This is a genomic window from Blautia sp. OF03-13 (genome assembly GCF_003460685.1).
In the GTDB taxonomy this organism is placed as follows: domain Bacteria; phylum Bacillota; class Clostridia; order Lachnospirales; family Lachnospiraceae; genus Fusicatenibacter; species Fusicatenibacter saccharivorans.
The window spans coordinates 82111-102424 of the sequence record NZ_QTVR01000004.1 but is presented as its reverse complement, the minus strand read 5'-3'; the positions used below and the strand labels follow the sequence as shown (position 1 = coordinate 102424).

20 protein-coding genes and 1 pseudogene are annotated in these 20314 nt (G+C 49.9%); 11 read left to right on the top strand and 10 right to left on the bottom strand.

Annotated features, from left to right (window positions below):
• The first annotated feature begins 141 nt into the window (after positions 1-141).
• Positions 142-1671 (top strand): alpha-N-arabinofuranosidase, encoded by a 1530-nt coding sequence (locus DXA55_RS04240; protein ID WP_117813093.1) that lies wholly within the window; start codon positions 142-144, stop codon positions 1669-1671.
• 60 nt (positions 1672-1731) lie between these two features.
• Here DXA55_RS04240 and DXA55_RS04235 read toward each other — a convergent pair whose 3' ends face one another.
• From DXA55_RS04235 to DXA55_RS19165, 3 genes and pseudogenes are all read right to left on the bottom strand, one after another.
• Positions 1732-2034, bottom strand: coding sequence for an AzlD domain-containing protein (locus DXA55_RS04235; protein WP_022462150.1), 303 nt, complete (start codon positions 2032-2034; stop codon positions 1732-1734).
• Positions 2024-2767 carry an AzlC family ABC transporter permease gene (locus DXA55_RS04230; RefSeq protein WP_022462149.1) on the bottom strand — a complete coding sequence of 248 codons (744 nt, stop codon included), beginning with the start codon at positions 2765-2767 and terminating at the stop codon, positions 2024-2026. Before DXA55_RS04230 ends, DXA55_RS04235 begins: the two co-directional genes overlap by 11 nt.
• Positions 2764-2892 (bottom strand): annotated as a pseudogene (locus tag DXA55_RS19165) (DUF6783 domain-containing protein); the annotation flags it as partial. The gene DXA55_RS04230 and the pseudogene DXA55_RS19165, both read right to left, overlap by 4 nt.
• Here DXA55_RS19165 and DXA55_RS19160 point away from each other — a divergent pair.
• From DXA55_RS19160 to DXA55_RS04190, 8 genes are all read left to right on the top strand, one after another.
• Positions 2851-2994, top strand: coding sequence for a DUF6783 domain-containing protein (locus DXA55_RS19160; RefSeq protein ID WP_319638357.1), 144 nt, complete (start codon positions 2851-2853; stop codon positions 2992-2994). The pseudogene DXA55_RS19165 and the gene DXA55_RS19160 sit on opposite strands and share 42 nt — an antisense overlap.
• A gap of 341 nt (positions 2995-3335) precedes the next feature.
• Entirely contained in the window at positions 3336-4217 is an 882-nt protein-coding gene (ispE, locus tag DXA55_RS04220; RefSeq protein WP_117813092.1) for a 4-(cytidine 5'-diphospho)-2-C-methyl-D-erythritol kinase, read from the top strand.
• Positions 4204-4917, top strand: a complete 714-nt coding sequence (locus tag DXA55_RS04215) for a GntR family transcriptional regulator (protein ID WP_055221789.1) — start codon at positions 4204-4206, stop codon at positions 4915-4917. Before ispE ends, DXA55_RS04215 begins: the two co-directional genes overlap by 14 nt.
• Positions 4918-5062: 145 nt before the next feature.
• Positions 5063-6595 carry a spore germination protein gene (locus DXA55_RS04210; protein ID WP_117813091.1) on the top strand — a complete coding sequence of 511 codons (1533 nt, stop codon included), beginning with the start codon at positions 5063-5065 and terminating at the stop codon, positions 6593-6595.
• A 3-nt stretch (positions 6596-6598) separates the two neighbouring features.
• Positions 6599-8335 carry a GerAB/ArcD/ProY family transporter gene (locus DXA55_RS04205; RefSeq protein WP_117813090.1) on the top strand — a complete coding sequence of 579 codons (1737 nt, stop codon included), beginning with the start codon at positions 6599-6601 and terminating at the stop codon, positions 8333-8335.
• Positions 8336-8432: 97 nt separating this feature from the next.
• Complete coding sequence (gene spoIIR / locus DXA55_RS04200; protein ID WP_117762086.1) at positions 8433-9179, top strand: stage II sporulation protein R; 747 nt, start codon at positions 8433-8435, stop codon at positions 9177-9179.
• Between the two features lie 197 nt (positions 9180-9376).
• Positions 9377-10201 carry a glutamate racemase gene (gene murI / locus DXA55_RS04195; RefSeq protein WP_055221779.1) on the top strand — a complete coding sequence of 275 codons (825 nt, stop codon included), beginning with the start codon at positions 9377-9379 and terminating at the stop codon, positions 10199-10201.
• A gap of 39 nt (positions 10202-10240) precedes the next feature.
• A complete protein-coding gene (locus DXA55_RS04190) occupies positions 10241-10693 on the top strand; it encodes a DUF1934 domain-containing protein (protein ID WP_022462143.1) in 453 nt (150 codons plus the stop codon).
• Between the two features lie 148 nt (positions 10694-10841).
• Here the strand turns inward: DXA55_RS04190 and DXA55_RS04185 are convergent, their stop codons facing one another.
• Complete coding sequence (locus DXA55_RS04185; RefSeq protein WP_117510035.1) at positions 10842-11297, bottom strand: hypothetical protein; 456 nt, start codon at positions 11295-11297, stop codon at positions 10842-10844.
• 243 nt (positions 11298-11540) lie between these two features.
• Between DXA55_RS04185 and tig the strand changes: the two genes are divergently transcribed.
• Complete coding sequence (tig, locus tag DXA55_RS04180) at positions 11541-12776, top strand: trigger factor (RefSeq protein WP_158565030.1); 1236 nt, start codon at positions 11541-11543, stop codon at positions 12774-12776.
• 236 nt (positions 12777-13012) lie between these two features.
• On the opposite strand, the gene fucO is transcribed toward tig, so the two are convergent.
• The 6 genes from fucO to DXA55_RS04155 form a co-directional block, all read right to left on the bottom strand.
• Positions 13013-14161 (bottom strand): lactaldehyde reductase, encoded by a 1149-nt coding sequence (gene fucO, locus DXA55_RS04175; protein ID WP_022462806.1) that lies wholly within the window; start codon positions 14159-14161, stop codon positions 13013-13015.
• Positions 14162-14271: 110 nt separating this feature from the next.
• Positions 14272-14379, bottom strand: a complete 108-nt coding sequence (locus DXA55_RS19495; RefSeq protein WP_368249169.1) for a DUF6783 domain-containing protein — start codon at positions 14377-14379, stop codon at positions 14272-14274.
• A gap of 5 nt (positions 14380-14384) precedes the next feature.
• Positions 14385-14966 carry a TetR/AcrR family transcriptional regulator C-terminal domain-containing protein gene (locus DXA55_RS04170; RefSeq protein ID WP_117813088.1) on the bottom strand — a complete coding sequence of 194 codons (582 nt, stop codon included), beginning with the start codon at positions 14964-14966 and terminating at the stop codon, positions 14385-14387.
• Positions 14967-15102: 136 nt separating this feature from the next.
• Positions 15103-16347 carry a cytosine permease gene (gene codB, locus DXA55_RS04165; protein ID WP_117813087.1) on the bottom strand — a complete coding sequence of 415 codons (1245 nt, stop codon included), beginning with the start codon at positions 16345-16347 and terminating at the stop codon, positions 15103-15105.
• A gap of 66 nt (positions 16348-16413) precedes the next feature.
• Positions 16414-17502, bottom strand: a complete 1089-nt coding sequence (locus DXA55_RS04160; protein ID WP_117813086.1) for a hypothetical protein — start codon at positions 17500-17502, stop codon at positions 16414-16416.
• Positions 17503-17649: 147 nt separating this feature from the next.
• The gene (locus DXA55_RS04155; protein ID WP_117762264.1) at positions 17650-19047 is read right to left on the bottom strand and encodes an alanine/glycine:cation symporter family protein; all 1398 of its coding nucleotides are present in this window, start codon (positions 19045-19047) and stop codon (positions 17650-17652) included.
• A gap of 285 nt (positions 19048-19332) precedes the next feature.
• Between DXA55_RS04155 and DXA55_RS04150 the strand changes: the two genes are divergently transcribed.
• The gene (locus DXA55_RS04150) at positions 19333-20313 is read left to right on the top strand and encodes a dipeptidase (protein WP_117813085.1); all 981 of its coding nucleotides are present in this window, start codon (positions 19333-19335) and stop codon (positions 20311-20313) included.
• Position 20314 lies beyond the last annotated feature (1 nt).

Genomic DNA, 20314 nt, shown 5'->3' with positions numbered 1-20314 from the left:
CAAAATAATACGCAAAAGGCAGTATTGCAGAGCGCGAATTACAAGGAGCCGATGGGAAGGCGTACCAGAGTATGATAAAAATCTGTGACGCAGTAATTCGCGCTTTGTGGTGCTGAATTTCTTACAGGGGAGGAAGTCTGTATGCAAAAAATTACGTTTCGAAAATTAATCGGAGAGAACTATATTTACCCGGAGCTGCAGGGACACTTTATAGAATTTCTTGGTTCTTGTATTTACGATGGCATCTGGGTCGGTGAGGATTCGGAGATTCCGAATTATCATGGAATCCGCAAAGATCTTGTGGATGCGTTTCAAAAGCTGCATCCGCCGGTGATCCGCTGGCCGGGCGGATGCTATGCGGATGTTTACCACTGGAGAAACGGTATCGGACCAAGAGAGAACAGGCCGGTTACTTATAATGAAAATTTTGGTACATTTGAAACTGATCCGAATCAGTTCGGTACGCACGAGATGATGGAATTCTGTGAAATGATCGGCGCAAAGCCATGGTTTAATATCAACATGATGACAGGTTCTCCGGCAGAGATGCGTGAATGGATGGAATACTGCAACAGGCGAGAATCCACAACACTTACCAGAGAGCGGAAGGTAAACGGACACGAAGCGCCGTTTCAGGTAGAATACTGGGGTATTGGAAATGAAGTCTGGGATGGCGGCGGAAAAATGACGCCACAGATGTATGCGGATGAATATCGGAAATTTACATCGTCCTGTCCATCCTTTGGACCGGGCGATCAGGCATTTCCGCCAAAATGCATTGCCAGCGGTCCGGATGGCAACAAGCCAAAAGAGCGTGTTGTGTGGACGAAAGACTTTTTCAAGGAAATGGGAAAATACCGTATGCCATCGCTTTACGGCTATGATCTCCATTTTTACAACTGGAATCTGAAACAGCTTCAGACAGAGAAAAAGTTTGATGAAAAACAGTGGTATGATGTGATCAATGGATGCAAAGAGCTGGAAAATGTCATTCACGAGCAGCGCCGCCTGATAGACGCTGGTCTTGAGGCACTTCCGAAACCGGAGGGTCCGTTCCAGGCGGCACCGAGAAAATGTGAACTGATTGTCGGCGAGTGGGGCAACTGGCACAGCAGTGCATTTAATGCGCGCCCGGCGCTGTATCAGCAGTGTACGATGCGCGATGCCGTTACAACTGCACTGACGCTCGACATCTTCCACCGCAATACCGGGGATGTGCGCATGGCATGTGTAGCACAGTCTGTCAATGTCCTGAATTCCCTGTTCCTGACGGATGGTGAGCATTGTATTCTGACACCAAACTACGATGTGTTCGATATGTATCAGGTGCATCAGGGTGCGTATACGCTTGGCTTTGAGGAAAAGAACAAAGATCCTGAGGTCTGCATCTTTGCTTCGATCAAAAATGATGATATCTACGTCAACCTCGTAAATACAAGCTACAGCGAATCAAAGAAAATCGAATTGAAATTTAAACAGTGTCCGGAATTTGTTGAGGCCAAAACACTGTACTCCAAAGATCCGCAGAACTACAATGATGCGAAACATCCGAACCGAGTCCGTTGCAAAGAAGGAAAAGCACCTGCACGGGAAAAAGACTCCTTCCAGATTGCACTGCCGGCGGCTTCGGTCAGCGTTTATCATTTCAGAAAAACAGAAACAGAAAAGTAATACATACAAAACGGGCCGCCCCGGGGAAAAGGATTGTTCCCACAGGGCGGCTCATTTCTATTACAAAAATAATTCAATCACAAACACCACGGCACAGCATGCCACCGAAACCTGAAACAGGTTTGCACCGAACCATGCGGCTGCGATGCCGACGACAAGCGCGAGTGCGCCGGAAACAGGGCTCTGTGTTGCATGGACAATCGCCGGGAAGGTCATGACTGACAGCGTCACGTATGGAACGTAGTACAGAAACGACTGAATAAACTGATTTTTAATCGGCTTCCGGATCAGCGTCAGCGGCAGAATCCGGATGGTGTAGGAAACCAGGGCCATGACGGCGATATAGATATAATTATTGTACATCAGCATTTTCCTCCTCTGTCTTTACCGGGAACAGGATAGCTCCGGCGCAGGAAATCAGAACGGTGAGCAGAATCGTTCTGGTTCCGTCGGAGAGAGTGGAGATGCCCGGGAGATAGCTGCAGATAAAGCTTAAGAAAAAGCTGACGGCAACAAGACCCGCTACCACACGGCTCTTTCGCGCCGGGGGAATGATGATTGCAAGGAACATGCCGTACAGCGCCACGCTTAAGGCACTGACAGCGCGCAGCGGCAGCAGATTTCCGGCAATAATGCCAAGAGCCGTGCCGATCGACCACGCGGGAGCAGCGACGAGAATGGCACCGTATGTATAATACGGATTCAGCCAGCCCGGGCGCGCGATTGTGATGCCAAACAGTTCATCCGTTACATCGTAACCAATGAGAAAACGGTGGAAAAACGGCGTGTCCGGCGAAAAGCGCTGGGCAAGCGCACAGCTCATCAGAAGATACCGCGCATTGGCGATGAGCGTAATGATAGCGACCTGCAGATAGCCTGCGTTGGCGGCAATCAGTGTAAAGGCAGCGTATTCTCCGGCGGAAGCATTGTTGAAAAGACTGGCGAGAAAGCCCTGAAAAGGACTAAGACCTGCCTTACGCGCTGCAATGCCGAGCGAAAACGAGACCGCAAAATAGCCAAGCCCGATCGGAATGCCATCGCGGATTCCGTTGACCAGAACCTGGCGGGAAAATGAATAAGATCTTTGTGAACTCATAAAAAGCTACTTCCTTTTCCTTCGCAGAAGCTAGAGCATGTCTGAAAAATCATTTCCGCAATCTGCAAGCCCCACTTTATGGTATATTTTGCCCTCATTCGGTTGCCGTAGCCCGCTACGCCGCCCTCATTCGGACAAAATCTCCCACAAACTGGGACTCGCAGCTTGCGAAAAGCCTTTTTCAGACACGCTCTAGAGCGTGTTTGAGAAAATTTTCCGTAATCTGAGATTCGCAGCTTACGAAAAGGTTTTTTCAGACATGCTCTGGCATCTGGCAAAAATGTTGGGGTCAAGAGATCAAAAATCCTCTTGCAAGCGAGCTTGCACCGGCTTTTTGATCTTTTGCCCCTGATATCTGATGAAAATTATAGCAAGTTTCGACAGGTTCGTAAACTCTTATTTTGTTCTTGTTCGTTTCACGCAGCCACTGCTTACGCCTGCGTTTCTAAGTCTGTTGAACTGAATTGTATAAAATTATGTACAAAAACAGAAGATAACGCTTGAAAATAGAAGAAAAATCCATTAATATCTATGTATACAAAAAACATTACCGAAGGTGGTGCCTACGATGAAACTGCGTGCGCTTGCAAAAATAAATCTTGGTCTTGATGTGACCGGAAAAAGAGAGGATGGTTACCATGAAGTCCGCATGGTAATGCAGACGATCCAGATGTACGATCAGCTGGAAATAAAGGAGAGCAAAGAACCCGGCATAAGGCTGACAACCAATCTGCCGTTCCTTCCGTGTAATGACGGAAATCTCGTATACAAAGCGGCAAAGATTCTGATGGATGAATTCGATATCCGTCAGGGTGTCGATATGAACCTGACAAAATTTATCCCGGTAGCGGCCGGCATGGCGGGCGGAAGCTCGGATGCGGCAGCAGCACTGGTAGGAATTAACCGCATGTTTCAGCTTGGTCTGACCAAACGCCAGCTGATGGAGCGGGGTGTGCAGATCGGAGCGGATGTTCCGTACTGTGTGATGCGCGGTACGGCGCTGGCAGAAGGAATCGGCGAAAAGCTGACATCCCTTCCCGGCGTACCGATGTGCTACGTGCTGATCGGAAAACCGGGCATCAATGTTTCGACGAAATTTGTCTATGGAAACCTGCATCTTGATGAGGTGACGGAGCATCCGGATATCGACGGCATGGTAGAGGCGATCCGAAATCATGACCTGTACGGCATCACGGACCGCATGGCAAATGTGCTGGAATCCGTGACGTGTCCGGCGTATCCGGTGATCGATGAGATCAAGGCACAGATGATGAAAAACGGTGCGGTCAATGCGATGATGAGCGGCAGCGGCCCGACCGTATTCGGCATTTTCGACGATCCGGACAAGGCAGAATTTGCCCGCGATCAGTTAAAAATAAGCGGACTGTCGAAACAGACATTCCTGACTACTGTATCAAAACCGGGAGGTACAAAGTATGGCAAAAAATGAGTTAGACCTGCAGATGGAGGATTATCAGTACCTTCCGCTCCGCGATGTCGTGTTCCGCACGCTGCGCCAGGCGATTCTGCGCGGGGAGTTAAAGCCGGGTGAACGGCTGATGGAGATCCGGCTGGCAAATCAGCTCGGCGTTTCGCGTACCCCGATCCGCGAGGCGATTCGCATGCTGGAATTGGATGGCCTTGTAATCATGGTGCCGCGGAAGGGTGCGCAGGTAGCACAGATCACGGAAAAAGACCTGAACGACGTGCTGGAGGTGCGGCTCGGACTCGAGGAGCTGGCGGTAAAACTGGCGTGTCAGCGGATTACAGAGAGCGAACTGCAGAAGCTTTATCAGGCATCGCGCAGCTTTGAACAAATGCTGGAGACAACAGAGACGGATGATCTGCAGAAGCTTGCACAGGCAGATGTGGCATTCCATGATGTGATTTATCAGGCGACGAACAACGAGCGCCTGATTCAGCTGCTGAACAATCTGCGGGAGCAAATGTACCGTTACCGGATTGAATATTTAAAGGATGTAAAATCCCGACGTTCCCTGGTCGAGGAGCACGATGCCCTCTATGAACGTATGAAAAATCGGGATCTTGCAGGCGCACAGAAGATGATCCGCGAGCATATCGAGCGACAGCAGGAGAGTATTATGCAGACCGTACATCACCAGAGCATGACGGGTGTAGAAGAAAAATAAAAGCGTATAAAATTTCGAAAAAGGAACATTCTGTTACAGAGTAAAAAAATCGTGACAGAATGTTTTTTTATGGAATTTTGCAGAGTATATTTCTCCAGATGGTTTTTCGGAAGCTTTCAAAAGGAGGAGAAGGAGGGACGCAGGCATGGAAAAAGAGAAGACGCAGATTTCACTCACACTGGCGGAAAATGAAAGCGTGATCCGTACATGGTGTGAAAATTGCGATGATATTCAGATCCGCCCGATGAAACTCGGCAAAACGGGCGGAACCGGTGCGCTGCTGATCTACGTAGAAGTGGCGGTGAGCTGCGTTATGTTGAAGGATTCCGTGATCGGGAAGCTGTTGAACCGTCTGATGGAGGTTCCCGAGGCAGATATCCCGGGGGTTCTCTCGGAAAATCAGCTCGGAATTTCGGACGCACTGGAATTTGACACTATGGAAGCTGCGTTCGCTTCCATGCTTGCGGGAAATGCAATTCTTTTTGTGGATCATTATGACCGTGCAGTCAAGATCGGATCGAAGGGTTATCCAAATTTAGGAGTGCAAAAAGCGGAGTCCGAAAAAGTGCTGCGCGGCTCAAACGAGGGCTTTTCCGATTCCGTCAAAACCAACACGGCACTCGTCCGCAAGCGTCTGCGGACCACCGATCTGAAAGTGGAGGAGATACATTTTGGTGCGCGTTCTGATACGGTTCTGGCTCTGGTGTATGAGAAAGAGCTGATTTATCCGAAATTTCTGGAAGAGGTAAAACAGCAGATTGCCGGCTGGGAAGTGGACGGCGTTTTTGACAGCGGCATGGTCGAGCAGCTCTGCGAACCGCAGTGGAAATCGCCGTTCCCGCGCTTCGAGACGACCGAACGGCCGGACCGCGCGGCGATGGAGATTCTGGACGGAAGAATCCTGCTTTTATGTGATAATTCCCCGGTCGGGATTCTCTTCCCGGCATCATTTGACAGCTTTTTAAAGGTCAGTGAGGACCGGTATCATCATTTTCTGCTCGTCTCATTTGAGCGGCTGCTGCGGTATGCGGCGGTCTTTCTCACCCTGTGGATTTCGGGCGGATACCTGGCTGTCACGGGCTTTCACACACAGGTGCTTCCGACCAAACTCCTGCTGGCGTTCGCCGAAGCGCGGAAAGGCGTTCCGTTCCCCGGCATTCTGGAAATTCTTCTGATGGAATTTGCTTTTGAACTGATTCGCGAGGCCGGTGTGCGCATGCCGGGGCCGCTTGGCGGGACGATCGGAATTGTGGGCGGACTGATCATCGGAGATGCAGCGGTTTCCGCCAATCTGGTAAGCCCGATGACCGTCGTTGTGGTTGCGGTTTCGGCGCTCTGTTCGCTGGCGATTCCGAACGAAGAGTTCGGTGCGCCGTTCCGGCTGCTGAAATTCGGCTTCATTTTGCTCGGCGGATGGCTCGGCATTTTCGGCATGGCGCTCGGCACGTTTCTTCTCGCAGGTCATCTCGCCGGGCTTATGAGTTTTGGTATTCCCTATCTGATGCCGTTTGTCGGGAAAGGACTTGCGGGCTACCATGCGCCGAAGGATTCCGTATGGCGGCCCCCGCTGCATCAGATGCGGGAGCGGCCGGTCTTTACAAAGCGCGATCAGAGAGTGCGGCTGCGGAAAAACAGAAAAGCTGCGGAGCCGGAAGAAAAACAGGAAAGGGGAGAGTGACGCATGTTTTCGGAAAATGACAGAATTTCACAGCGCCAGATGGAACGCCAGATCGTGCTCGTTCTGCTCTGCCCGGCGTTCTGGCAGCTCGCGGCGTACGGCGCATCGGACGGCCTGCCCGGTATGGCAGGGATTTTCGTTGGATATGGGCTGCTGGCGGTGTGGTGCATTTATCTCGTGCGCCTTGGCGGGCTTTACTGCCGCCTGGAAAGCGTGATAGGAAAGGCTGGGAAACTCCTTCTGGCAGTGATGCATCTGTGTTATCTGCTTTTCCTCGGCGGAACACTGCTTCGCAGAATGGCGGAGCTTGCCGCCGCGTATCTGACAGCGGGTGTACCGCAGGAGCTCTGCGGACTGTTTCTGCTCGCGGCGGCCGGGTTTGGTGTCGGCAGTGAAGTACAGAAAAGAGGACGGCTGGCGGAAGCACTCTATCCGTGGATTGTGGGCGGGATTTTGATTCTGCTTCTGCTGACGGTTCCGCAGATGCATTTTTCCTCGTTTGAGGATGCCTGGAAGACAGCAAAGTCTGTTGAAATTGTGGATAACGGAATACTTTTTGGGTGGAATGTGTGGAGAACACTGGAAAATGGAACACCGATTGCGCTGCTGCCGTTTTTACTGGGGCATGTGCAGAAAGAGCACAGGAGTGTCATTCTTCCGGTGACGCAGAGTATCTGGAAAACGGGGCTTCTTGTAATTGCAGGAAGCATGGCGCTGCTCGGCGTTTTCGGCCGGCGCGGCACGGCTGCGGCGCAGGACCCGCTCTTACTGTTAATGGCAGGAACGAGCCTGCCGGGTGGATTTCTGGAGCGGTTTGATATTCTGTGGATGGCATTTCTTTTGATGGGACTGCTGTTCACACTGGGAAGTCTGCTGTTTTACGTATCGCTGATCGGAGAGAAGACGGGACTGTGGAAACCGCAGAATCTCTATGTACGGATCGGTACAGTGCTTTTTATATGGCTGCTGTCATGCGCGGAAAGCGGCTGGTCGGTCCGATACGGTTACTTTCCGTTTTTTCTTGCCATCACGGTGCTGCTCGGCTTCTGCCAGAAGCATATGAAAAAACTGCGGCTTGTGTGTCTGGCGCTGGGCAGTATGATTTTCCTGTCATCCTGCGGGGCAGTAGAGCCGGAAAAGCGGCTGTATCCACTGGCGGTTGCCTTTGATTATGTGTCGGAAGAGGCGACTGCGCCGGAAAACAGTGAAACTGGGGAAGAAACCGGGACGGCGGTCAGTGAGAGCGGCGGAGAAAAGGAGACGGCTGGCGGTAAATGGCGCGTCTGGTATGCGCCTGCGAATCTTGCGGTGGTGACCGGCCAGGGAAAGGATGAGCAGGAGGAGGGAACCGACGAGGACCCCGCATCGCTGTTCTTTGAAGCGGAGACGTTTGAGGAGATTGCGCAGCAATATGACAGCACAGAGGAATATGATCTCGACACCGGACACGTCCAGGCGATTGTATTTTCCGATGCACTGCTCAGTGACCGGGGACGGATGGAAGAACTGTTGAAGTACCTGGAACAGGACCGTGCGCTTGGGCACAGTGCCTATCTGTTTCACGCAGAAAAACCAGAAGATATCATGGAGCAGAACGGAAAACAGGTGGAGTCCGTCGGTGAGTACCTGTGCGGAATTTATGACAACCGGGTGAAAAGAAAAGAGGCGGTGACACTGGCGGACTTGTGCTATGCGTGGGAAAACGAAAGGAGCATTCTGTGGATTCCGAAAGCGCCGTAAAAGGTTTAAAGTGTATGGAATATCGGAGCGGGTAGTGAGTGTCTGTGTATAAAAGTTTTGAAATCCGGCAAAACTGGAAAAAAACAGGAGGCAGCATATGAATGAGAAAAAAGTACAGAGCCGGAAACGGAATCAAAATCAGACACAGAAGAAATCCAGGGACAGGCAGGCGCAGCCCCGAAATACATTTGGGAACCAGTATAGAAGTCAATTCCAGGCGGCATTTCAAATTTTCTGCCGCCGCTGGCTCCCCGTCTGCATTGCGGCGCTGATCCTTTCCGGAACCGCCAATCTTCTCCGCGAGTCCCGTCTGCAGCAGGAAGTCGCTGCAAAGATCGTGCGCTTTCACGTAAGAGCCAACAGCGACTGCGCCTCCGACCAGCAGATCAAGCTTCAGGTACGCGATGCCGTTGCCGAAGAACTGCAGACGATCCTGCACGGAGCCGAAACAAAAGCAGAAACCGAAGAAATCCTGCGTGAAAACGAGCCCTCCATCCGTGCCGCCGCCCTTCAGACGCTGCGCGCAGGAGGCAGTACTGACGATATCACCGTAACGTACGGAAAAGCCAGTTTTGAGGAAAAAGAAACGGGCAATTATATTCTCCCCGCCGGAACGTACGACGCTCTTCAGATCAACATCGGCAGAGCCAAAGGGCACAACTGGTGGTGCATGCTGTACCCGTCCATCTGCTTTTCGGATGCCCTGCGCCCCGTAAACGAGGACGGCGAAAGTGCAGAAAAAGTCGAAAAAAGCCGGATTCCGCTGCAGAATCTGTTGAGTGACGCCGCCTACCGCGAAATCCTGAAAAGTGACTGGATTTCGTTCCGGTTTTTCTGGCGTTAGGCGGATTTTTCGAAAGACTTTCAAGAGAAATGATTGCAATATTCCTCCATTCGGGTTAAAATAATGTATCAGCGACCTATTTTAACTAGGGTCGTGAAATGAAAAAAGAAATGTAAAAATTCAGATATATTAAATATAGAAATGAACCCCATTCGGCATGACAAAAAAGTAATGCCGGATGAAAAATGGAGGAAAGTATGAAAGCAGACAGACAGGCGCCGATCGGCGTCTTTGATTCCGGTGTCGGCGGACTGACCGTAGTGCGTGAGATTATGCGAAACCTGCCCGACGAACGAATCGTATATTTTGGAGATACCGCGCGTGTGCCGTACGGTTCCAAATCGAAAAATACCGTCATCCGTTATTCCCGCCAGATCGTACACTTTCTGGAAACCCAGCAGGTCAAGGCAATCGTCATCGCCTGCAACACCGCAAGTGCGCTGGCACTCGATACGATCGAAAAAGAGATTGATCTCCCGATCATCGGCGTGGTAAAACCGGGCGCACAGATGGCCGTCGAGACGACGCAGAACAAGCGTGTCGGCGTCATCGCAACCGAGAGCACTATTCAGAGCGGCCTCTACCAGCAGCTCATTACCGAGGCAGATCCGGCGATCACCGTTTACGGAAAACCGTGTCCGCTGTTCGTGCCGCTCGTGGAAGAGGGCTGGACAAAAGATCCGATCACCGAGGAAGTGGCGCGCCGCTATCTGGCAGAGATTCTGGATAAAGACATCGACACGCTGATTATGGGATGCACCCACTATCCGCTGCTGCGTTCTCTGCTGCGGAAAGTAGTCGGAGAAAAAGTAACACTCGTCAACCCGGCATACGAAACCTCACAGGCACTGCGCAGACTGCTGCGGGAGCTGGATCTGGAGAATCCGGGAAACGATGAGCTGGGCCGTCAGAAATACCAGTTCTTCGCAAGCGACGGCGTGGAGCGGTTCAATGCCTTCGCACATTCCGTTCTGCCGGAGCAGATCAGCGATACGAAACAGGTACAGATTGAAAACTATTAAAAACGACATACAGAAAAGAGAGAGGAACACCAGAAAAGGATGGAAAAAGACGTACTCATCAGCATCCGCGGACTGCAGTATCTGATGGATGAGGAATCCGGCGAACAAGAACCGGTGGAGGTTATGACGACGGGTTCGTACTACAAGAAAAACGGCCATCACTTTCTGATCTACGACGAGGCAACCGAAGGCTTTGACATGATGACGCACAACATGATCAAATTTACGGAAAACGCCCTCGAGGTGCGCAAGCGCGGCCTCATTGATGTCCATATGATTTTTGAGGAGGATAAAAAGAACATTTCGTTTTATCATACGCCATATGGCATGATCAACATGGGAGTTGCGGCGACGAAGGTCAGAATGAAAGAGACGCCGGATCAGATTTTACTGAAGGCAGAATACGCGCTCGACATCAACGACAGCTACGTGGGGGACTGCGTAATCGATATCGAGGTAAGACCGCGGGAAGGCGGAAAACTGAATTTATAAAAAAATACCCGGGAAGAATGAAAATTATTCAACTCGGGTATTTTCGCGAGCAACGAGCCAAAGTCCGGGCTTGCACGAGACCTTGGCGACTGCCGCGAAAGCAAAAAGAAACACGCAAAGCGTGTTTCTTTTTGCTTCAGATGAAATTTTATTTTTCCTCGCCGCGTGCCTTGCGGAGCATTTTCTGCCAGAAGCCGTTTTTCTTTGCCGGCTGCTCTAAAGAACCGCGGATGCCGCGAACTCCGGTGATATAGATACCGCTTACGGTAGCCTTGACTTCTTTTTTCACCGGGATCTGATCGAAGATAGCAGCGTCGCAGATCAGGGTCATGATTCTCGGACCGACTTTTGCTTTGACGATCGGCAGTTTTGCGCGACGCATCATTTTCGGTGTCTGGTCAATGACCATCTGTGGGAGTCCGGAATCTTTCATGCGAAGCTTTTTCTTATCTATGATCAACATGGAGACAGTCTGTTTCATGGCCTCCATTTGTTCCTGCTGTGCGGCCTGTTTTGTCTGTGCTTTTTTACCGAAGTAATACAGCAGACCAAGGATGACAGCGATGACAGCTAATACGATTAATACGATAATCCAGGGTTTCATCCCTCTATTCCTCCTCTGCAAAAAATAATGTGGGCATCGGAACATACAATGCCAGTCTATGAACATTCTAACATTGATTTCGGCAAAACGCAAACACATTTTAGCGCAATCCAGGCGATTTTACGGTCGAAAATCATAAGAATTTCTAAAATCGGAGCCCCAGCCTTTTTTTTACCAGACAAGTATGGTAAAATGAGATTTACAACGCGCCGGGAACGGCGTAGTATGGAGGAAAATTCAAGAATGAAAAGAAAAGCAGCAGTCATGCTTCTGCTCATGACACTGGGAGCAGCCAGTGTGAGCGGATGTGGAAAAAACAATACAACAAGCAGCAGTTCCGTATCAAGCGCAAGCAGCACAAGCGCTTCCTCAGCATCCGATGCGTCGAGCGCAGGCAGCACATCGTCCGACAGCACAGCTTCTGAGGAATACGCTTCCCCGAGTGATGTAGACGGGATTCCGGTTGTCGATGAGGAAGTTGATCCTGCAGAGTGTGTAACGCTTGGAGATTACAAAAAGTTTACACTGGAAAAGAAAGTAGAGCAGGTAACGGATGATGACGTGCAGACGGCCATTATGGCAGAGACAGCTGTCACCATGGACGATCCGGATGCCACCGTACAAAAAGGCGACACCGCCGATATTGCCTATGTTGGCAAAGTTGATGGCAAGGAGTTTGACGGCGGAAGCAGCGATTCCTACAATCTGGTGATCGGATCCGGTACCTTCATCGATGGATTTGAGGATGGTGTCATTGGAATGAAAACAGGGGAGACAAAGGATCTGAACCTGAAATTCCCTGACAGCTATCAGAGTACCGATCTGGCAGGAAAAGATGTTGTGTTTACCGTTACGGTAAATGCGTTTACCCGCCCGGCAGAAAACATTGACGGATGGGAGCTCGATGATGCATGGGTAGCAAAAAATACAGATTACAGCACTGTGGAGGAATACCGTGCCGGAAAACGCGCAGAGCTGGAGGCTGCAAATGAGACGACAGCGGAAAATAATTTGCAGAATGACGCGATGCAGCAGATGGCAGACGGCTGTACGTTTCACAAAATTCCGAAATCCTATATCACCCTTGGCGAAGAGGATTACGATAAACGGTATACCACTTATCTTCAGAATTACGGCATTTCCCTGGACGACTATCTGGAGCAGTATGCGGACAGAGCAACCTACAATCAGGAGAAAGCAACGTATGCAGGAACGATGGCAAAAAGTGCCCTTCTTCTGGATGCCGTAAAAGAGGCAGAAGGCTGGACTACAGATGACCAGGATTACCAGCAGATCTTAAACGACGAGGCAGCCAATGCCAATATGTCGCAGGAAGATTTCCTGAAAGCAGCCAATGACTATTACGGGGAAGATACGGTAGTGCGCAATATCATGATGGAGCGCATGATCAATATGGTTCTCGATAATGCAACGGTCAATACTGTGACTGTGGATGCAGACGGAAATACAGTAGAATAAAAAGAGAAATCACCCCGAAACAGGATAAAAATTTCTGTTTTCCGGGGTGATTTAGCCGAATCAAGTAAGTCCCCTGCTTCCATTGCGAAAAGCAATAAGCAGTGGGTGGGGACTTGCTTGTATCAGGAGGAGTGCAAGCTCCTTCTGATAAACTGCGGAGCAGTTATTCAGTTATGAGCAAGTAGCGAAGCGGATTGCGAATATCCGCTTCGCATGTGGGAAACGAATTGTGTTCGTTACGCCATGATTTTGCGGAACAGATCCTTCAGATCTTCTACGCTTGCATCCTTCGGGTTGCCCGGTGCGCAGGCATCTGCGTGTGCGGAATCTGCAAGGAACTGCAGATCTTCTTCTTTGACTGCCTCGAGAACAGATGGGATTCCAACGTCTGCGGACAGCTTCTTAACAGCATCAATCGCTGCTTTTCTGTACTCTTCCTGAGACATTTCGTCTACACCTGCAACGCCCATGGCACGTGCGATTTCACGGTATTTCTCACCGGTGCACTCCTGGTTGTATTCCATAACGATCGGAAGCATCATGGCACATGCAACACCGTGTGGGGTATCATAAACAGCACCAAGGGTGTGTGCCATGGAGTGAGCGATTCCAAGACCTACGTTGGAGAAGCCCATACCTGCGATGTACTGGCCAAGAGCCATTCCTTCGCGTCCCTCTTTGGTGTTTGCGACAGCACCGCGCAGAGATTTGGAGATGAGTTCGATGGCTTTGAGATGGAACATGTCAGTCATTTCCCATGCAGCTTTTGTGGTGTAACCCTCGATTGCGTGGGTCAGAGCGTCCATACCGGTAGAAGCGGTCAGTCCTTTTGGCATGGAGGACATCATATCCGGGTCAACAACTGCGATGATTGGCATATCGTGCGGGTCAACGCATACGAATTTACGTTTTCTTTCAACGTCTGTGATAACGTAGTTGATGGTAACCTCTGCAGCAGTACCGGCTGTGGTCGGAACAGCGATGATCGGTACGCATGGATTTTTGGTCGGTGCAGTGCCTTCAAGGCTTCTGACATCCTCAAACTCCGGGTTTGCGATGATGATACCGATTGCTTTGGAGGTATCCATAGAAGAACCGCCGCCGATGGCGATCAGATAGTCAGCGCCGGATGCCTTGAAAGCTTCTACGCCGTGTTTTACGTTTTCGATGGTCGGGTTTGGCTTGATATCGCTGTAAAGCTCATAGTCGAGTCCGTTTGCGGTCAGAATATCGGTTACTTTGGAAGTAACGTTGAATTTAATCAGATCCGGGTCAGAGCATACGAAAGCTTTCTTGAAGCCGTGTGCCTTTGCTTCATTTGCGATCTCGGCAATAGCGCCTGCTCCGTGATAAGAGGTTGCATTTAAATTAATACGATTTGCCATGATTGAAAAACTCCCTTCTAAAATGAATAAATGGTTTTACTGAACTTGTTATTATATTAACAAATCCGGAAGGGAAAAAGAAAGTGACAGAAGAAGCGAAGTGTAACACTTTAAAAAAAATCGCCATTGTGACAAAAACAACAGAACAAAATTTGTGAAAAATAACCAGAGCGTGTCTGAAAAACCATTTCCGCAATCTGCAAGCCCCACTTTGACACGCGCTCTAAGAGAGCAGCTGCAGATTCCGGAACAGTTTTTTTAAGTCTTCCGGCATTGCCCGGACGAGAAGAGCTGCAAACTCGGAAGGTGTCAGATCCATGCCGGTAAGCACCCATTTTACGGTCATGGTGATGGAACCCTGACAGTACATTTCGAGAAGAAAATGCATTTCCGGTGAAACCGGACTGCCGCTTTTTTCGTGAATCAGATTTTCGTAGAACGCGAGAATCAGGTCAAAATCGTGCTCACGCAGAGAATTCTGCTTGTCGTAGCGGAAGGCAGCGGCGAAAAAAGCTTTTTCTTTCTGAATATAGGTAAATTTCTTTTCCAGACTGTCAAAAACGGTCGTTCCGCGCCCCATATGTTCGAAGGATTTTGTCAGTAATTTATCAAAGTACCAGTTGATCAGATCGTATTTGTCGAGAAAATTACGATAGAAGGTCTGGCGGGTAACACCGCAGATTTCACAGATCTGGCGCACGGTGATCTCTTCGACAGGGGTTGATTTCATGCACTCCTTCATGGATTCGGCAAGACGGTATTTTGTTTTTTCTCCTTTGGGAGCAGATACGGTGGAATGGATCATCCGGGCAGTTTCCTTTCGTTTCGAAAATTATAACTATGCAGAGTTATGCATATATTATAACGCGAATCCGAAAAAATAAAAAGCCCTGAACATGTTCCGGAGATAAGATACAGGAACATATTCAGGACGATTTTGCTTATTTTCTTTTGTTTACGGCCTGTCCGACACAGTAGCATACAGCGGCAACAACCATACCGTTGATGGAAGCGATGCCCCAGTGTAAGAGGTTCGCAACAATGGCACCGAGAATGACACCGGCAACCGCAAACCAGTCTACGGTTTTAAGCTTCGGCTGATCGGCTTCAAAGTCCTCTTTGTTCATGAAGTAGGCGAGCACCAGAATCATGCCGACCGGCGGCAGGGTACAGTTCAGAATGTTGAGCCAGCCGCAGAAGTTGTAGTACAGCCATACGGAGGCAACCGTTCCGATGATACCGGAAAGGAGAACCATCGGTTTTTTCCTCTGATGGAAGATGTTGGCAAGACCAAGACCTGCGGTGTACAGAGCGTTGTCATTTGTAGTCCAGATATTAAGACCGAGAACGAGAACAGCCAGGTAGAACAGGTTCAGGCGGACCATAACCTCGAAGATATCGTTTCCGCCGACAAAGATCGAGGAAACGGCACCGAAGAAGAACATCAGGGAGTTTCCGATGAAGAAGGCCACAACCGTGGTGATGGCACCCGCTTTTCCGTCCTTTGCAAAACGTGCGAAGTTCGGGGTTGCGGTTCCGCCGGAAACGAAGGAGCCGATGACAAGACCGGCACCGCCGATGATAGTCAGAGATCCGCTGGATTTGGCAAACTGATCGATGATCGTTCCGTCGCCTCTCATTACGGCCATGACCATGGCGATCGTTCCGAGAATGGCAACACTTGGTACAGCGATATAGCTGACGATGGTCAGAGATTCAATACCAAAATAGGCAGAGGCGGTCATGCAGACGCCGGCAAGAATAACAAGTCCCCACTGTGCCGCAGTGCTTCCGCCGAGCAGCTCCTTGGAAACCGGAATTGCAAACATGGCAAGACCGACACCAAACCATCCGATCTGCGTAAAGCTGGTCATGGCTGACGGCAGATAGGAACCTTTTTCGCCAAAGGCTCTCTGGGACAAAAGATCAAGTGACAGACCGGTTTTTGCACCGACGTAGCCGAGCAGACCGGTATAAATACCAAGAATGATTCCACCAAGGATCAGTGATCCCAAAAAGCCCCAGAAATCGAGGCCGTCAGCGAGCTGCTGGCCGACCCACATGCTTGCCGAGAAGAAGGTGAAGCCAAGCATGATCATAAACATGGTTACTACATTTTTCCGGGCAGAAGCCGGAACCGCGCTGTCCGCGAAGTCAACATCTTTTACTTTCTTTTCTTTTTCCATAATATCTCCTGAAAACTGTGATTACGGTTCGCCGAAATTCAGCGAACCGTAAGAAATGGTTTTTTGTTACAGCATGTATTTGCGAAGTGCTGCGGTAAACTCTTCAATTCGTTCAGCCGCAATTTCTTTCAGGGTAGCATCGCCAAGGCTTGCAATATAGCCTTTTTCCTGGCGGTACAGCCATTTGGCCACACGTTCATCGATTTCTTCGTAGTGATTGATGTGAATCCACTCTTCGTAGGATGCGTCAAGCGGGCAGCCGAGCTTCTCCTCGAGCAGTCTGGTGAAGTCGATCCGGTCGGCTCTCTCCAGCATTTTATTCCAGAAATCGAGAACCTCCTCGACATGCTCATGGATTTCATAGCGTCTTGCACCGCCATCGTAGATGATGCATTTTTCAAACAGCGGATCGCGCATGGAAAGCGTTTCTCTTCGGAACTCCGGTGCAATGATACCGTCTTTCCAGTAGAAATCGACATCCGGCAGATTGATTCCGGATACGCCCTTGTCCTGATAGGTGCTGAAGATTCCTTCGTAATATACGGTGATAAAGCCTTCAAACTCCGGCCAGAACTCGCGGATTTCTTTTGTGAGACGTTCCAGGATTTTGATTCCGGTTGTGCCGCCGATCGTAAAGATGATAATGTTACGAAGGGAAGCACCGTGCTCACGGTAGAAATCGGTTACGTAGCGCAGGCAGTGGATCAGCGTCTCACCCGTTGCGATGATATCGCCGATCAGAAGTGTACTTCCCGGAACCATCGTCAGCTTGCTGTATTTGATTTCCAGCCCTGCGATTTCTTCCTCTTTAAAGACGCGCTCACTTGACAGAAAACTGATGTCATGTACACGAATGTGCTCACGGTAGCAGCTTTCCTCCAGCGGATAATTCAAAGCGCCGCGCAGGATGGAAAGGATGTTGGCTGCGGTTACCTTTCCCTGCTCTTTAAAATAATAAAGCATCTGTGAAGTAGACGGAATCAGGCAGTGATAAACCTCATATCCGACAACCTCCGGTGTGTTCAGAAGCTTTCTTGTCTCTGCTTCGGAAACGACATAGTATTCGTTCTCATAATCGCCGCCTGCGAGGCGGTAGCAGTCCACGCCCTGTTCCGAAAACTCCGGCACCAGTTTTACTTCATTCCATTTTTCCATTCAAAAGTTCCTCCCGGTTTTCCCTCTTTGGTAAACATGTTATAAACTTTTAACAGTGTAAGGGGTAGCAACCTGATTGTCAAGGGAAAAGGCGAATTTACATGATTTTCTTACAGAAGAAGGGAATGCGCCGCGAGAAAAGAAATTTTACCGGGTTTTGCCTTCTCCGGAAAAGTATTCCTTTGTAAGCTCCACAACCTTGCCCGAAAGCAGGAAGAGCGCAATCAGGTTCGGGATCGCCATGAGACCGTTGAAGGTCTCGGCAATGCTCCACATCAGGCCGAGGTTTGCGGTAGCGCCAAGGATGGCAACCAGCGCATAGGCGGCCATAAAATATTTTGTGATTCTTTCGGAGAATAAAAACTCGATGCAGCGTGCACCGTAAAGTCCCCATCCGAGAATCGTGGAAAAGGCGAAGCAGCACATCGCGAACGCGGTGAGCAGCGAAACCCAGTTTCCGTATGTAAGGGTAAAACCGCTGATGGTCAGCTCTGCGCCGGCAGCCTGTCCGTAGGTGATGGAAGTACCGCTGCAGAGAATAACAAGTGCAGTTAAGGTACAGATTACAATCGTATCAGTAAATACCTCAAAGATACCGAACATACCCTGTTTGACCGGCTTTTTTGTGTCGGCACAGGCGTGCGCGATCGAACCGGTACCAAGACCTGCCTCGTTTGAGAAAATACCGCGGGACACACCTTTTTTCACACTCATGAGCATGCTTCCGACGATACCACCTGTAACAGCAGAGGGACGGAAAGCGCCCTCAAGGATCGATACGAAAACAGACGGAATCCGGTTGAGATTCAGCAAAATTACACCGATGGCAAGGACAATATAAAACAGAGCCATAAACGGAACGAGCTTTTCTGTTACCTGTGCGATCCGTTTGACACCGCCAAGCAGGATCAGCGCTACGAGTACCGCAATGATGATACCCTGAATCAGGTTGGAGGTCGGGATCGCGTCCTTTGAGATCACATGGTAATTCATCAGTGCGGAGTTGACTGCGGTTGTGATGGTGTTGACCTGCGTTGCATTTCCGGTTCCGAACACAGTCAGTACACCGAAAGCAGCGAAAAGATAAGCCAGAAAATGCCATTTTTTGCTGAGACCGTTTTTGATGTAATACATCGGTCCGCCGACGAGTTCCCCGTTGGCGTTTTTCTCGTGATAGAAAACAGCCAGTGTTACCTCGGCAAATTTCGTACACATGCCGAGCAGGGCGGAAACCCACATCCAGAACACGGCACCGGGTCCGCCGATAGCGATAGCGCCGGCAACACCGGCAATATTACCGGTACCGACCGTGGCGGCAAGTGCTGTACAGACCGCCTGGAACGGTGTAATTGCGCCATCGGAAGCATCTCGTTTGCGGAACATTCTTCCGAGCGTTGTGCGGATCGCATACGGGAATTTTCGAATCTGGAGAAAACGGGTGCGCAGACTCAGGTAAAGGCCGACACCGAAAATGCAGATCATAGCCGGAACACCCCAGATAAAATTGTTCACGGCATTGTTGATGGTTTCAATCAGTTGGAGCATAGATACCTCTTTCTTTTTCATAAGCAGAAGCACTTTTTTGGAAGATCAGTGCTTTCATAAAGTAACACAATGCAAAAAGTATATCATCTCAGACGAGATTTGCAAGTTTTTTTCGAGAAAAACGCGGAACCCCCAAATTTTTTGCAATTCCGGAAAGATATATTTTCTCTAGCCTTATGGGTTTACCATGAGCCAGGCGGTTTTTTACGTTTTCTTCCAGTTTTTGTGAAGGAATGCAGCGAAATATGATAGAATAGAGAAAAAACAGAAAAGAGGATTATTGCCATGTTTCAGGTAATTGATATGCACTGCGACACCATCCCGGCGCTGCAGTGGAAGGAAAAACAGGAGCATCTTGCGGATGCGGATCTTCAGATCAATCTGGATAAGCTGGAAAAGGGCGGCAGCCTCTGCCAGTGCTTTTCTCTGTTTACGTTCCTGAAGGGACTGAAAGACGAAACACCGTTTGAGCATGTGAGAAAGCTGGCTGATCTCTGGAAATCAGAGGTGGAACGGTATCCGGACCGCATTTGTCAGATCAAAACGTATGCGGATCTGATGCAGGTACAGAAGGAAGGAAAAATAGGTGCGGTGATGACCGTCGAAGAGGGTGGTGTTTACGAAGGCAGTATCGAAAAACTGCACACACTGTACGATCTCGGTGTGCGGATTTCCACGCTGACCTGGAACTTTCCGAATGAACTCGGATTCCCAAACCCGGCGCAGGAAGAGGAAAAGCCATATCTTCCGGATCTTGAAAACGGGCTGACGCCGACCGGTATTACCTTTGTCGAGGAGATGGAGCGGCTCGGCATAGTGATCGATTTATCGCACTTAAATGATGCCGGAATCCGCGACGTTTTTGCACATACGAGAGGTCCGGTCATTGCATCTCATTCCAATGCGCGCGGTGCGTGCTTCCATCTGCGAAACCTTTCGGATGAAATGATTCGTCAGCTCGCAGAGCGTGGCGGCGTCACCGGTATCAATTTCTGTCCGTCGTTTCTGCGCGAGGAGCCGGCGGCGAAAAAGGCATCGACGATGGATATGGTACGCCATATGAAATATCTGCGCAACGTCGGCGGCATCGACATCATCGGCCTTGGAACCGATTTTGACGGTTTCAGCGGTGAAACGGATGTGCCGGACACCGCGCATATGCAGCATCTCGCAGATGTGATGAGCCACGACGGTTTCACCGATGAAGAGATCGAGAAGGTCTTTTCCAAGAATGTACTTCGGGTGTTTAGAGAATGCTGGAAATAAA